Raw genomic sequence first — 14,154 nt, 5'->3', positions numbered from 1 at the left:
GCAACTATTTCCGCTTGGAATTTAAATGTGTTTAGAACTAATCACGACCAATGAAGTGGAGTAATATGGAGTTGTCATTGAAATATTATACGGCATTACTTTGTTTCTTAGTTATGTCAACCCCAGCATATTGTATCCAAAGCACGGGTGAATTAGTCAACGCTAAAAAACTCAAGAGTTCGGGTTTTATGGATGGACAGTCGGGCAGTGTAAATACTGATTTAAATGGCGATGGAAACCAGGACGTCATTGAATACACCTTTGCGAGTACAACACCGCCAGGGACATGCGACCAATCAGACTGCATGTCAAGTTTGGATAACTCTCCAATTCTAACATTCCAGATAAAAATGCATGATGGCAAGGCTATCGATGGTTCGTATATGTGTACATCCCTGGGTGTGACAAAAAACATTCACCATGGAATGAAAGATATATTATGCGGTCCTAAGTATATACTTCGCTGGAATGGTGAAGATTATGATACTGATTAATTAGCACTATTAGCACCTTCTATTCAGGAGGTGCTAACCTTCTACGTGGAAGACATTCTAAAATGCATTTATATAAAATAATTATAGCTTCACTCTTGATGCTGCCATTGTTTTCCCATGCAACTCCGAAAGACTATTCGCGAATTGAATCAGATTGCCGCAAAGAAAACCCAGACATAAATAACTCCATCGTTATGGGATGTGCTGATTTAGCATCATCCGCTGCAAAAAAAGATATGAATATCACTTACCAGAAAATATACAAAATCATTGAATCTCGGGATATGCCGGAAATTACTAAAAACTTTGAAGTGGCACAAAAAAGCTGGCTGTTGTCGCGTGAGAACTGGTGTGATGTTCAGGGTTTTATGATTGGCTCACCGATGTACAGCGTATGCCGAATGGATATGAATATTGCCAGAGTACATGAGCTTAATGAACTGCTTGAGCAAATACAGGATTAATTACTCAAAGTGTCCATTTAGTTTTGGCTTCTGTCTTAATGACAAATAATCAGGCAATTAAATCAGGTACAAAAAATGCTCCAGATTATCCGTAAAGGCGATAAAACATCCCATGGTGGTTCGGTAATGACCGCGTCTGAAACAATGAAATTCGGCGGTATCGGTGTGGCCCGGAAAGGCGATGAAGTTTCCTGTCCGGTTGAAGGCCATGGCCCCACAACCATCGTTGAAGGTAATCCTGACTACCTCGACCATGGTATCCCGGTGGCGTTTCACGGGCATAAATGCGGTTGTGGTTGCACCCTGATCAGTTCCTTTGCTCCGGCCGGGGTTGCCTGATTATGCCCGTTCTGCTTGACGCCATCCCCGAAAAAGCAACCAGGATAGTCCGGCCCAGTACGCGCCGCTGGCTGTTATTCCTCGCGTTTGTCATGCTGAGTGGCATTGCCCTCACACTCTGGGGATGGACAACGGAGCGCACCGGATTTGTGTTCTGGTTTACGGCTCTGGGTCTGCCGTTCTGCACCTGGGGTCTGATTTTTAGCTTGCGCCGGTCTGCCTATAAAGCCGAACAGGTGGGGGCTGAGTCCCGAAACGTAGAGCGTGAAAAACTCATCGAAAGTGAAATTCAGCGCGGCCAGCGTAGCGCCTGGATTCTGGGAAACCTTGTTCAGACATCATCCGGGAATAAAGCCAGTGACCTGCTGACCGCCATGACCCGTTCGGCACCGGCAGTCGACTTTTCTCAGCCCAGGGGATGCGCTAACCCCGTCCGTTATGCCGCGCTGACTGCATTCCAGCCAAATCTGGCATCAGGGCTTAAAGCGACAGTAACCAAACTGACCTCCCGTGTTGAAGAGATTGTTGAGCCACTCCCGGTGGGCCTTCCTTGCTGGCTGATGCTGGACAGTGACAGTGACCTTTCACCGCTGATAGAAGATCAGATTAAGGCTGAACTTTCACAGAAAACAGGCCGCGTTTTCCGCCTGATGTCGGGTAAAGGGCTGGCCGCACTGGATGCCTGGCTGGATAAGCGCTGGGACAACCCGGGCATTCTGGTCGCGATGACGCTGTCGCTACCCGCCGAACCCTCTGAAGGGGATGCTGATGCTATCGCGATGCTGGTCCTCAGCAACCGTAGGGCACTCTCTTACCCGGATGCACTGCGGCTTCATCGGCCCGAAAGAGGCACCGCAAGCATGCTGACTAAAACACTCACACGGGCCCTGCTATGGGCCAACGTGCGGCCTGACCAGCTCCAGGGCAGTTGGTTTTCCGGCCCCGCACTGACACAGGGCAGTAGCTGGAATAATGCCTGTGAAGAAAACGAGGTCAAATTCAGTCTGTCAAAAGACAATTTGAGCATCGATCCGGTTCTGGGTTACACCAGCCATGCTGCGCCATGGCTTGCCATTGCGCTTGCCGACTCAGCCTTTGAACATCGTGGTATGCAGGTTATCGCTGCACAACCTGCTGCTGGCAAGGACGACACATGGATCGCCGTCATCACCAAAGAAGAAGTTTGCAAGGGAACGTCCAGGAATGTCTAAGGTAAAAGTTAAAACACTCATTGGCTCCGTTGTGGCTGTCGCGTTTTTTCTGACGGTCATCGCGGCATTTCTGTTTTATGCCTTTCCGGAAAAGGTAGCCTCTACTACCGGGTTCGGTCCATATGACGGACAGCGGATACTCTCTTTTTGTGCCGTCATAGTGGCCGTGCTGTTTCTCCTGGGCTGGCTGGTTGAAAAGGCATTCGACTTCGCAGGTAAATCAGGTTTGTACTTCCACTGGGGGCAGAACAAAAATCAGGTTGTGGCCCCGGTAACGCAAACTATTGTCGGTGAAGACGATGACGATGAGCCCGTTTTCAATGACGAAGCGTTAAAGGAACATCTCCAGCTACGCTATGGCCGACGCTGGCAGCGTAATGTTCGTATCTTGCTGGTCATGGGCAATCAGGACGAGGTCCAGAAGGTGGCTCCGGGTCTGTGCCATGACCTCTGGCAGGAAGGCGATGGCAATGTGCTGGTCTATGGCGGTGACGCACAGTCTCTTCCGGATGACGTTTTCCTGTCAAAATTAAAACGCCTGCGTTCCGGTCATCCCATTGATGGCATCGTGCAGGTGATGAATACCGCCGCATTGCCAACGGATATTGAGCGTGATGCGTTTTTACGTTGCCGCCAGAAAGCCGATCACCTGCTGGGCTGGCAGGCTCCGGTCTGGTTATGGCTGACGGACAAAGAATCTGGTGATCAGGAAGGGCGAGAGTCTGTGGCAACCGGCGCGATATTCGGTCCGGGTGCCACGCCGCAGGATGCGGTTTCTACCCTGGATGCACTGGTTCCAGGTTTACGTCTGGCCGGGATGTCTCAGATCCTGAAAAACCCGCAACATGACGGGTTCCTGCAACTCTCTTCCCGTTTGCAGAGCGAACTGAAAGCGAGCCTGAATGTTTTGTTTACCGGACTGATGCAGGGCTCCGCCGCGTATCGCCTTCGGGGGGCGATGTTCAGCCCGGAACTGGCTGTCGCCGGTACAGTGCCAAACACCCGAATCGACACGCCGACCTGGACTGCCATCCTTGATGACTGTGCCGCCGTGCGTTCCAGAAAGCTCTCCTTCGACTGGCTTAAAGGTCTGCGGTTACTGCTGCTTGCCATGATTGTGCTTTGGGGGGCCGGTACTTTGCTGTCTCTTACCGTCAACCGTGCGCAGATTTACCAGGCGCAGAACACCGCGCGTCTTGCCGCCGATACAACACTGCCGCTGACTGAACGACTGCGTAACCAGCTCGTGCTTCAGCAGGCTATTGCCCGTCTGCAAAACCGTGAAGCGACCGGTGCGCCGTGGTACACCCGATTCGGTCTCAATCAGGACCATGACACGCTGGCGGCACTCTGGCCGTTGTATGCCCGTAACAACGCGCTGTTAATGCGTGATGCCACCGCCGATCATCTGAAGCAACAACTGAACGCTTTTGTGCAGCTCCCTCCGGCCAGTGATGCCAGGGTGCAGGGCACACAACGCGCCTACGATGTGTTGAAAAGTTATCTGATGATGACCCGACCGGAGAAAGCGGATGCAGGGTGGCTGGCGAAAAATGTCCTGGCGGTCTGGCCGACGCGTCAGGGGGTAGCGGACGGCACCTGGCAGGCGCTGGCTCCGAAATTGCTGGGCTTTTATGCGCAAAACCTCCCGGCACACCCGGAGTGGAAAATTAAGCCTGACGCTGAATTAATCAGTACCGTACGCCAGATCCTGCTCAAACAGATAGGGCAGCGTAACGCCGAATCAGGGCTGTATCAGGACATGCTCAAACGCATTGCCAGCAACTGGCCTGATTTAACGCTGGCCGACCTGACCGGTGATACCGATGCCTCGACGGTGTTCAGTACCGAAGAAGTGGTGCCGGGGATGTTCACCCGCCAGGCCTGGGAAGAACAGGTTCAGGATGCGATTGACGAGGTGGTCAAAACCCGCCGCGATGAAATTGACTGGGTACTGACGGATAAAACTCACCAGCCGGGAAGCGACATTGCCCCGGAAGCGCTGAAAGCCCGTCTGACCGAACGCTACTTTACGGATTTCGGGAATGCCTGGCTCAATATGGTCAACAGCATTCAGTGGCAGGAGGCGGGTTCGCTTTCAGAAGCCATTGCCCAGTTGAACCTGATTGGCGATGTCCGTCAGTCTCCTCTGGTGGCGCTGATGAACACGCTGGCATGGCAGGGCAAAACCGGGCAGCAAGGCGAGGCACTGGCCGATTCGATTGTGGACTCCGCGAAGAAACTGATCGGCAAAAAGAAGAATGCAAAACAGTTTATCGAACAGGCTCAGGGACCCAAAGGACCGCTTGACGGGGTATTTGGTCCGCTAACGGGGCTGATGGAAGGTAAGGAGGGAACTGGCAATAACGGTAACCTGAGCTTCCAGTCCTGGCTGGCCCGTGTCACACAGGTACGTCTGAAACTTCAGCAGGTCACCAGTGCGCCCGACCCACAAGCGATGTCCCAGATGCTGGCCCAGACCGTGTTTCAGGGCAAAGCTATTGACCTGACCGATACACGTGATTACGGCAGTCTGGTGGCGGCAAGCCTGGGGCAGGAGTGGAGCGGCTTTGGTCAGTCTTTATTTGTGCAACCGCTGGATCTGGCCTGGCGGCAGGTGCTGGCACCGGCTGCGGGAAGCCTGAATACCCGCTGGCAGACAACGATTGTGGATCAGTGGAATAAAGCGTTTGCCGGTCGCTATCCATTCAAAGCAACAGGCAGTGATGCCTCATTGCCGCTGCTGGCACAGTTCCTGCGCAGTGACTCCGGTCGTATTACCACATTCCTGAAAACCAACCTTGGCGGCATCCTCCACCAGGAGGGCAATCGCTGGGTGGTCGATCCTGCCGCCAGCCAGGGGATGGAAGTGAATCCTGATTTCCTTCGGGCGATGAACCAGCTGGCCGAACTGTCAGACATTGTGTTTGCCCAGGGCGATGCGAATGTTCACTTTGAGCTGATGGCCCGTCCTTCCCGGGATGTGGCGCGTATCCAGCTCTCTCTCGATGAGCAGAAACTGGATTTCTTCAACCAGATGGAAAGCTGGCAAAGCTTCACATGGCCGGGGAATACTTACTACCCGGGCGTAAGCCTCAGCTGGCGGAGTGTGAACAGTGGTATGCAGCTCTACACCAACAACCAGGGCAACTGGGGATTCATTCGATTACTGGATCAGGCACTGATCACCCCACTGGATGGCAGTCGTACCCAGCTGGTCTGGATAAGTCAGGATGGCAACCCACTGAAGTTTGTGATGCGCAGCGAGCTTGGCGACGGTCCGCTGGCATTACTGAAGCTACAGGGTTTTAAACTGCCGGAGTCCATTTTTAATGTTGAACCGGTCGCTGAGGAGACTGAGTAGCGATGGGCGGGAATATTCATCCTGCACTGGCGTTTGCCAGGCAGGTGGACGGCTGGTCGCCAGGGATATTCAACAAGGTTGATAAGTGGCGGGAGACCGACTCGCTTGCTCCCTGGCGGTTTATGACGTTTCGCCAGTGCAAAGCCTGGCTTGCTGACTGGCTGAAGCACAACCCGACGCCTCAGGAGGGGTTTCTGAGTCCTCCGATCATGAAGCATTTCCCGCCGCATATCGTTTATATGTCACTGGCAGCATGGCGCACCGGTAAGGCACTACTCCATTGTGATGAGTCACTTTTCCGGATGCTGGGTGAAACAAATCAGTCTGATGCACTCCCGGGTGACATGCTGCGCCGCCTCCCATTCTGGGGGTTCTGGCTCGATTTCCCCGCAGACACGGTCTTTGCGGAAGGTCAGGGGCCTTTGCTGGGAGCCTTTTTCACGCTCACCGATCATGACAACGGGACTGATGCGCTGCTGGCCCTGACGCTTGCCCAGGAGCCGTTGGTGGACGGGAACCTGCCGCTGGGAATGGAATACCTCCCGTTGACCGCGCCGGTCTCTACCGCGATCAGCCTACAGGATGAAGGAGTGCGGGGATTCTGGCAGGCCGTATTGCCTGTACTGTTCTGGTTATGTTCAGAAAACAGTGAGTGGGGCACACAAGGTAAACCTGTTCGGCCACCACCAAGGCGAGTAGGAAAACATCAGCGATTCATTCCACCAAAGAAACCGGTGCAAATCTACGCCGGGGCTCGTGCAGGGGCGGCACTCCGTCAGCCATCTCGCCCGGAACGTGACAGTCCACTGAAGGAGCCTGGCGGCATATCGAACCGCCGCCTGCGCCCCCACGTCAGAAAAGCCCACTGGCAAACCTACTGGAAAGGGAAACCCACACAGGGGGAGGAGAAAAGCATGTTACTGAAATGGAAACCACCCCAGATAGTGAACGGCCAGAACGACGATCTGGACGCTGTCGTGAGATTTATCAAAGAGAATAACAAACGGGAAAAAGAATGAGTTCACCGGAAGCCCTGTTATCCGCATGCACGACCCATCAGCAAGATCAGCAAAACCTCATTGCCCGGGCATCCGATGCTCTCCCTCTCTGGGATAACTGGTTGTTGCCACTCAGTCCTGAGCAGGAAACCGGAGACGACCCGGCATATGACGACAGCTTCCAGCTGATGCGCGAAGAGATTAATAAGCTCTCCGGTACTGACCCGGAGCGACTCTGTGAACTGGCGGAAAAGTGTCTTTGTGAAAGTGCCAAAGATATCCGCGTGGTGACCTGGTACATCCAGGCCCGACTGAGCCGCGACGGAGAGAAAGGACTGGCGGAAGGTTTGCTGCTGATGGTGGCGATGTTGTCACGCTACGGCAAACGTTGCCATCCTCAGCGCCCTGTTGCCCGGAAAGCCGCACTGGAGTGGCTCAGCAGTACAAAAATGCTCGATACACTCTCACTCTGGCCGGAAGTAGACCGGGACGATGCCGCGCTCATTGCTGGAGCGATCAGTCTGCTGGCAAATGCCGTCGCTGACTGGCCTGAGAATGAAAAACCGTCTTTTGCCGGACTCTGCACGGCGCTTGAGAATCGTCTGGCGCGTTCCGGTGGGATGGACGCATTAATTCCCCAGAACAGCAGCGCCCCTGATTCCGGGTACGAATCTGTCCATTCTCAGTCCCCCCAGCTTACGCCCGTCAAGTCCGGACGCGATTTACTCGACCAGGCAAAGTTACTTTCCCGCTGGCTGGGTGAGCAACCACAGGGCTGGCTGGCCTCCCACCGGCTGATGAAAACCGTACGCTGGGATACCGTCGATCAAATCCCCCCGCTGGACAGCAGTGGCCGTTCCCGCCTGGTTCCGCCGAAACCAGAGTACCGGGCACAGCTGAAACGGCTGTACCTGCAAAAAAACTGGGCTGAGCTGGTGGAGCAGGCCAGTCAGATGTACTGCGAAGGGGTAAACCATTTCTGGCTCGATCTTCAGTGGTATCTCTGGCAGGGGCTCAGTCATGCGGGTCAACCGTGGGAGAGCTGGTCTGATTCCGTGCTGCTGGATCTGCGCCTGTTCCTGAAGCGTATGCCGGGGCTGGAGGGACTGGCCTGGAATGATGGTACTCCGTTTGCCGATGAGGTCACCACAGGCTGGATAGCCGAAAAGGTGAATGAAGAAACGCGGATGTTTGGAGATGAACCAGCAACGGTAGTCAACGGGCAGGGAGACGATGTGCTGTTACTCGAATCCGAAGCGATGGAGAAGGGAGACAGTGAAGGACCCGAGTCGGCACTGGCCTGGCTTCAGTCCCGACCGGGGCTGGACACTCCCCGGCAGCGCTGGCTGGTGCGTCTGCTCATGGCCCGGGTTGCTGAGCAGTACGGCCGTAATGAAATGGCGCTGCATTTGCTGGGTGAACTGACTGCCAGCGCCCCACAACTGACGCTGGGCGACTGGGAGCCGGGTTTGTTATTTGAGGTGCAGGCTCGCCGTCTGAAGCTTCTGCGTATGAAAGCCGGTCGCAGTGAAAGTGATAAAACCCGACTGATGCCTGAGATGGATACGCTACTGGCAGGTCTGATTGCTATCGATCCTGCCCGTGCCATGGTGCTCTGTGGCTAACTTTTTTGTTTGATTAATTTCAGGATACCCGTGCATGGATGACTTAACCCTGCGCTATTTTGAGGCCGAAATGCGCTACCTGCGTGAGGCCGGTAAAGAATTTGCCCGGGCGCACCCGGACCGGGCGGCAATGCTCAATCTGGATAAACCCGGCGCACGTGATCCTTACGTAGAACGTCTGTTTGAAGGCTTTGCCTTCCTGATGGGGCGACTGCGTGAAAAGCTTGATGATGATTTGCCGGAGCTGACCGAAGGGCTGGTAAGCCTGTTGTGGCCGCACTACATGCGGACCATTCCATCCCTGGCTATCGTTGAGTTTTCTCCCGCGTGGCAAAGTCTTCGCCAGGCGGAAACGCTGGCTGAAGGTTTCTCGGTTCTCTCGCGTCCGGTGGGGCCACACAAAACCGCCTGCCAGTACCGGACCACGCGGGATGTGCCTCTGCAACCACTGCACCTTGCTGATGCGCGTCTTCATACCGAAACCGATGGACGTTCTGCCATCCGCCTGCGTTTTGAATGCCCGGAAAAAGTGGACTGGAGCAAGGCCGGGATCGACAAAGTCGCCATTTTTCTCAATGCCGAAAGCCCGATTAGCTCCGCCCTGCATCTGGCGATGACCCGTCGCGTTCATGCCATGCATGCCCGTCATGCCGGAACCCGCACCGAACGCCATCAGTTTGATGGCTGGTGCAAGCCGATGGGCTTTGATGACCATGACGGACTGTGGAAGAAAGCGGATTCTGCCTTCAGTGGTTATCAGCTGTTGCTTGAATACTTCAGCTTCCGTCCGAAGTTTATGTTTGTTGAGCTGCGGGGTCTTGAAACCATCGGGCTGAATGCGGCCAGTACCTGGTTTGAAATCGACATCGTGCTCACTGAAGCCTGGTCATCCGATCTGCCGTTTGAGACCGAGAACTTCCGCCTGCATTGTGCGCCGGTTATCAACCTCTTCACACTCGAAGCCGACCCGCTGACGCTTAACCCACTGGACAATGAATACCTGCTGCGGCCACTGCGTCTTCAGGACGGCCACACCGAGATTTACAGCGTTGATAACATCCACGGTGCGGTGAAACTCGGCAAACATCAGTATGTTCCGTTCACCAGTTTCCGGCACCGGGGCGGCATGATGCGCCACGATGCACCCGAGCGCTATTTCCATACCCGGGTCAAACGCGGGGCATCGGGCCTTTATGACACCTGGCTTATTCTCGGTGGCCGCTCCTTTGAACTGGATCAGCTGTCTGAGAAACCCGAATCACTCTCGATGCGGATCACCGGCACCAACGGCCAGCTCCCGCGTAAGGCACTGGAAAGCACCCTGTTAGACAGGGTGGTCAAAGCAGGCAAAGTCCCGGTCCGGGTGCTGAATGTTTCTGCCCCGACAATGCCGCTGTATCCACCGGCCAGTGACCGTTTCCACTGGCGGGTCATGAGTCATCTTGGCTCAAACTTCCTCAGCATGATGGATAACCCTGAAGTGCTGCGAGGAACGCTGGCCCTGTATGACTGGACCGACGATGAGATGAACCGCCGTCGCCTTGAAGCCATTGTCGCGGTGAAGCACACGCTTATCCGGCGCTTCGAGAAGGGCTTTATGCTGCGGGGCGTGGATATCGAGGTCACGCTGAACATGGATAATTTTGCAGGTGAGGGGGATGTGAACCTCTTTGGCGAAATGCTGCATCGCTTCTTCGCGCTGTATGCGGATATTCACCTCTTTAACCAGCTCACGCTGGTGCTGCAACCGACAGGGAAACGACTGCGATGGAAAGAATTTCACAGCCAGCACGTACCGGGCTGACATTCGCCCTCAATAAGGACATCTGGCGAGCCAATTTTTACCGTTTCTGCCAGCTGCTGGAGCAGGAAAGTCCTGACTCACCGAAGCTCGGGGCCACCAGCCACCCCGCCAACGATCCGGTGCGTTTTCGCCCCTGGCCGGGGATGGGATTTCCCGTCAGCACGCTCAAGGCGGTAGAGACTGATGAGGATCATCCCGAACGCCCCCCGACCGTGCGTACCACTTTTCTGGGCATGTACGGTGTGGACTCGCCCCTCCCGGGCATGTATCTGGATGATATCGCGCAGCGCCGGGAAGGGCATGAAGCGGTCACCTCGTTTCTGGATATCTTCAGCCACCGTATCACCACGCAGTATTACCGTATCTGGCGCAAGTATGCATACCCGGCCACGTTTGAAGCCGGGGGCCGTGACGCCACTTCCCAGTGCCTGCTGGGGCTGGTGGGTCTCGGTATTCCGGGTACGGCTGAACATGTGGCAACCCCGGTTTCCCGATTCCTGGCGCTGCTGGGCACCATGCGTTTACCGACCCGCAATGCGGAAGGTATCCGGGCACTGGTCAGCCTGCTGGCCCCGCATACCCGGGCGACGATCACCGAACCTGATCCGGTCAAAGTGCATATCAATAACCGCAGTGGGTTAGGGGCTGGAAACCGTGTTCAACTTTCGCAGCGAGCAACACTGGGCAAAACCGCCAAAGAAGCATGCAGCCGGGTGCTGGTGACACTGGTCACGGACGATCCGGAGGAAGCCGAAGGCTGGTTACCTGGCGGTCACATCCATACCGACCTGCTGGTGCTGATGCGTGTGTATCTGGGCTACCGCAGTGATGCGCGGTTACGCCTGACCGTACCGGTGCGACTCCTGCCAGAGCCCCGCCTGGGCAAAGGTCGGCGTATTCAACTGGGGCGCACCGGTCTGCTCGGACTGAGAGACGGCAAACTCAGCGATAACCGTGAAACCCTGACCGTCAGTCTGGGTTGCTATGAAGGGCTGCAATGCCAGGTGCTGGCACCGGCTGAAGACGGTCACTACCGTTTCGATTAAGCATGTCATCCCGCTCCCCCTCTTCTCAATTAAGGAACTTCTGAATGGCAACAGTTACCCGCTGGTGGGCGCTGACGCTTGTCGCCTGCGGTCTGCTTTCAGGCTGCGGTCTGACCCAGACCGTCACGGATGGCACAGTCAGTCTGACGAAATCCATCTTCTATAAACACATTAAAACCCTTCATCTGGACTTCACGCCGCGTACCGCCGTCAATGCCGATGGCGCACAGACGCCACTGGCGACAATGGTCCGGGTCTATCAGCTCAAGGACCGTAAAGGTGTGGATGCTGCTGATTATCAGACGTTGCTGCGTAACGCCGATACGGTACTCAAAGAGGATGTGCTGGCGTCAAAAGAGCTGCTGGTGATGCCCAACGGCAGCGTGTCGCTCAATATGCCGATGGATGAAAATGCGCAGTTCGTGGCGGTGGTTGCCCTGTTCAACCGACCGGATATGAAAGACAACCGCTGGCGGAAGGTCTTGACCCGTGATGACCTCGATCCGGACAAACCGCGCACCCTAGAGCTCGGTGATGGCTGGATCAACCTCGTGCCGGTAAAGGAGTGAAGTGATGGATAACTGGTTAGCTCTTTTTGACGGGCAGACGCGCTATTCTCTTGAGATTAACGACAGCACCGTACTGCCGGATGTACTGAATTTTACCGGGCGGGAAGCGTTAAGCGAGCCGTTTAGCTGGGACATTGAATTCACCACTCCGCAGGCAAACATTGCCCCGGAGCAGGTGCTGATGAAGTATGGCTCCCTGCGGATGCGCAGTGGTAAAAGCGTTCATGGCATCATCACCCGTCTGGAATGGTTGTCCACCACCCAGGACCAGTCGCATTACAAAGTGACGCTGAGCTCCCGCCTGGCGTTGCTCTCCTTCACCCGCCAGTGTGCCGTGTTCCAGAACCAGTCCGTCCCGGAAGTGGTGGAGCAGGTCTTGCGCCAGCACGGGCTGGAAGGGCCGGATTTTGAGTTCCGCCTGGAGCGTACTTATCCGGCACGTGAACTCATCACCCAGTGGCGGGAAACCGACCTGGAGTTTGTGCAGCGCATTCTGTCGGAAGTGGGGATTTACTGGCGTACGGAGATGGACAGCACCCGGGAAATGGATGTTTACCTGTTTGCCGACAGCCAGCTCAACTATCAGTTTGATGTGCGCCTGCCGTACAGTGAGCCGTCCGGTCTGTACGATGGTGCGGCAGAGTCGGTGTGGGATGTGCGCACCCGGAACAATGTGGTCACCGGCACGGTTGCCACACGTGATTACAATTACCGTGCGGCCAGTACCCCACTGGATACAGCAGTGAGTGTACGGCAGGACGCCAGCATGACAGGCGAACAATACCGCTACGCTGCCCCTTACCGCGAAGCCGGTGATGACACCGAACCGGAGCCGGAAACCGAAAGCGGAGCGTTTTATGCCCGCATTCATCACGAGCGCGAACTGAATAAATCAGCCCGTGTCAGTCTTGACAGTAATGCCTCGGGCCTGACACCCGGCCAGGTGCTGGAGCCGCAGGGCAACGTCATCGCTGCCCTAAGTGAAGGTGTGATTATCACCCTGGTCACTTACCGTGCAGCCCGTGATACCCGCCTGCATGTGTCTGTCGAAGGAATGCCCTACAGCGAGCGCTACAGCTTCCGCCCGGTGGAAATCCCGCGCCCGGAAATCCACGGCACCCTGCCAGCCAGAATCGAGAGCCGGGAGAAGAACGATACCTACGCGTACCTGGATGAACAGGGCCGCTACCGCGTAAAGCTGGATTTTGACCGGGAAGGGTCAGAGCAGGGTTACGGCTATCTGTGGCTGCGGATGGCGAAGCCGTATTCGGGTGACACCCTCGGCTGGCATACACCGCTCATCGACGGGACCGAAGTGGCGATTGCGTACGGTAATGGTGATATCGACCTGCCTTATATCTCTCACGCAATGCACGACTCCGAACATCCGGACCACGTTAACCGGGACAACCACACCCGCAATGTTCTCAGAACCCCGGCCAACAACAAGCTTCGGATGGAGGACCAGCGTGGCGAAGAGCATATCAAGCTCGCGACGGAGTACGGAAAAACCCAGCTGAACACCGGCCATCTGGTGGATGAGAAGGCGCAGCCCCGTGGCAAAGGCACGGAGTTACGCACCGATGAACGGGGCACAATCCGCGCAGGTAAAGGACTGTATGTGAGTGCGGACGGACAGGCCAAAGCCCAGGGCGAGGTGCTGGATATGGACGCGGCCCTGAAAGAAATCGACCAGCTGAACCAGCAACTGCAACAGCTGGAGATGGCCGCAGAGCAGGCACTGGCGCTGAAGGCGGATATCGACAGCCAGATACAAATGTTTGAGCAACGTCTGAAGCCGCTCAATGAAGCGTTATTGTTCTCAGCCCCGGAAGGCATAGCGTTCACCAGTGGCGAACACCTTCAACTGACGGCCACAAAAAACCTCGCCATCAATGCCGGGGGCGATATCAGTGCCGGAGTGATGGGCAATATGACCGCCCTTGCAGGGGAGAAGCTGGGGTTGTTTGCCCGCACCGGGCAACTGAGCCTGAAAGCAGGGGAAGGCCCGATAGACATGCAGGCCCAGAACGCCAGCATGCGGCTGTTTGCAGAGAAGAAACTGACATTTACTTCAGAAAGTGACATCTCGTTTGCCGGGAAGAAGCGCATCACGCTGATTGGCGGCGGCAGTTATCTGAAGTTGGAGGCGGGGAAGGTGGAGTACGGCACGACAGCGTCGTATATCCGCAAGGTGAAAAGGACGATGTTTGCTGCACCTAATGCGCTACCGTTGGAAA

The 14,154-nt window shown here is 55.6% G+C and carries 10 protein-coding genes and 1 pseudogene; all 11 read left to right on the top strand.

What is annotated here, in order from left to right; all coding sequences use genetic code 11:
- The first annotated feature begins 65 nt into the window (after positions 1-65).
- The gene (locus DY231_RS23865; protein ID WP_115631976.1) at positions 66-494 is read left to right on the top strand and encodes a hypothetical protein; all 429 of its coding nucleotides are present in this window, start codon (positions 66-68) and stop codon (positions 492-494) included.
- A gap of 62 nt (positions 495-556) precedes the next feature.
- Positions 557-958: a lysozyme inhibitor LprI family protein gene (locus DY231_RS23860; RefSeq protein WP_256682727.1), complete on the top strand. Its 402-nt coding sequence runs from the start codon at positions 557-559 to the stop codon at positions 956-958.
- A 75-nt stretch (positions 959-1,033) separates the two neighbouring features.
- Positions 1,034-1,297 carry a PAAR domain-containing protein gene (locus DY231_RS23855; RefSeq protein ID WP_115631975.1) on the top strand — a complete coding sequence of 88 codons (264 nt, stop codon included), beginning with the start codon at positions 1,034-1,036 and terminating at the stop codon, positions 1,295-1,297.
- A 2-nt stretch (positions 1,298-1,299) separates the two neighbouring features.
- The gene (locus tag DY231_RS23850) at positions 1,300-2,508 is read left to right on the top strand and encodes a KPHS_23130 family T6SS system protein (protein ID WP_115631974.1); all 1,209 of its coding nucleotides are present in this window, start codon (positions 1,300-1,302) and stop codon (positions 2,506-2,508) included.
- The gene (locus DY231_RS23845) at positions 2,501-5,872 is read left to right on the top strand and encodes an ImcF-related family protein (protein ID WP_115631973.1); all 3,372 of its coding nucleotides are present in this window, start codon (positions 2,501-2,503) and stop codon (positions 5,870-5,872) included. Before DY231_RS23850 ends, DY231_RS23845 begins: the two co-directional genes overlap by 8 nt.
- Positions 5,873-5,874: 2 nt before the next feature.
- Complete coding sequence (locus DY231_RS25465; RefSeq protein WP_115631972.1) at positions 5,875-6,891, top strand: AcrVA2 family anti-CRISPR protein; 1,017 nt, start codon at positions 5,875-5,877, stop codon at positions 6,889-6,891.
- Positions 6,888-8,495 (top strand): type VI secretion system protein TssA, encoded by a 1,608-nt coding sequence (gene tssA / locus DY231_RS23835; protein ID WP_115631971.1) that lies wholly within the window; start codon positions 6,888-6,890, stop codon positions 8,493-8,495. Before DY231_RS25465 ends, tssA begins: the two co-directional genes overlap by 4 nt.
- Positions 8,496-8,529: 34 nt before the next feature.
- The gene (gene tssF, locus DY231_RS23830; protein WP_115631970.1) at positions 8,530-10,299 is read left to right on the top strand and encodes a type VI secretion system baseplate subunit TssF; all 1,770 of its coding nucleotides are present in this window, start codon (positions 8,530-8,532) and stop codon (positions 10,297-10,299) included.
- On the top strand, positions 10,263-11,345 hold the full coding sequence (gene tssG, locus DY231_RS23825; RefSeq protein ID WP_115631969.1) for a type VI secretion system baseplate subunit TssG: 1,083 nt from the start codon (positions 10,263-10,265) through the stop codon (positions 11,343-11,345). Before tssF ends, tssG begins: the two co-directional genes overlap by 37 nt.
- A gap of 44 nt (positions 11,346-11,389) precedes the next feature.
- The gene (gene tssJ, locus DY231_RS23820) at positions 11,390-11,914 is read left to right on the top strand and encodes a type VI secretion system lipoprotein TssJ (protein WP_115631968.1); all 525 of its coding nucleotides are present in this window, start codon (positions 11,390-11,392) and stop codon (positions 11,912-11,914) included.
- 4 nt (positions 11,915-11,918) lie between these two features.
- Positions 11,919-14,150 (top strand): annotated as a pseudogene (locus DY231_RS25460) (type VI secretion system Vgr family protein); the annotation flags it as partial.
- Positions 14,151-14,154 lie beyond the last annotated feature (4 nt).

The organism is Buttiauxella agrestis, assembly GCF_900446255.1.
Taxonomy (GTDB): domain Bacteria; phylum Pseudomonadota; class Gammaproteobacteria; order Enterobacterales; family Enterobacteriaceae; genus Buttiauxella; species Buttiauxella agrestis.
The sequence above is the reverse complement of the archived record's forward strand: the minus strand, read 5'-3'. Positions and strand labels throughout refer to the sequence as shown.

What these genes read in the sequence shown, in the direction of transcription:
- DY231_RS23850 (WP_115631974.1), top strand. Translation starts at nt 1,300, where the DNA reads ATGCCCGTTCTGCTTGACGCCATCCCCGAAAAAGCAACCAGGATAGTC.
- tssA (WP_115631971.1), top strand. Translation starts at nt 6,888, where the DNA reads ATGAGTTCACCGGAAGCCCTGTTATCCGCATGCACGACCCATCAGCAA.
- DY231_RS23860 (WP_256682727.1), top strand. Translation starts at nt 557, where the DNA reads ATGCATTTATATAAAATAATTATAGCTTCACTCTTGATGCTGCCATTG.
- DY231_RS23865 (WP_115631976.1), top strand. Translation starts at nt 66, where the DNA reads ATGGAGTTGTCATTGAAATATTATACGGCATTACTTTGTTTCTTAGTT.
- DY231_RS23855 (WP_115631975.1), top strand. Translation starts at nt 1,034, where the DNA reads ATGCTCCAGATTATCCGTAAAGGCGATAAAACATCCCATGGTGGTTCG.
- tssJ (WP_115631968.1), top strand. Translation starts at nt 11,390, where the DNA reads ATGGCAACAGTTACCCGCTGGTGGGCGCTGACGCTTGTCGCCTGCGGT.
- DY231_RS23845 (WP_115631973.1), top strand. Translation starts at nt 2,501, where the DNA reads ATGTCTAAGGTAAAAGTTAAAACACTCATTGGCTCCGTTGTGGCTGTC.
- DY231_RS25465 (WP_115631972.1), top strand. Translation starts at nt 5,875, where the DNA reads ATGGGCGGGAATATTCATCCTGCACTGGCGTTTGCCAGGCAGGTGGAC.
- tssG (WP_115631969.1), top strand. Translation starts at nt 10,263, where the DNA reads ATGGAAAGAATTTCACAGCCAGCACGTACCGGGCTGACATTCGCCCTC.
- tssF (WP_115631970.1), top strand. Translation starts at nt 8,530, where the DNA reads ATGGATGACTTAACCCTGCGCTATTTTGAGGCCGAAATGCGCTACCTG.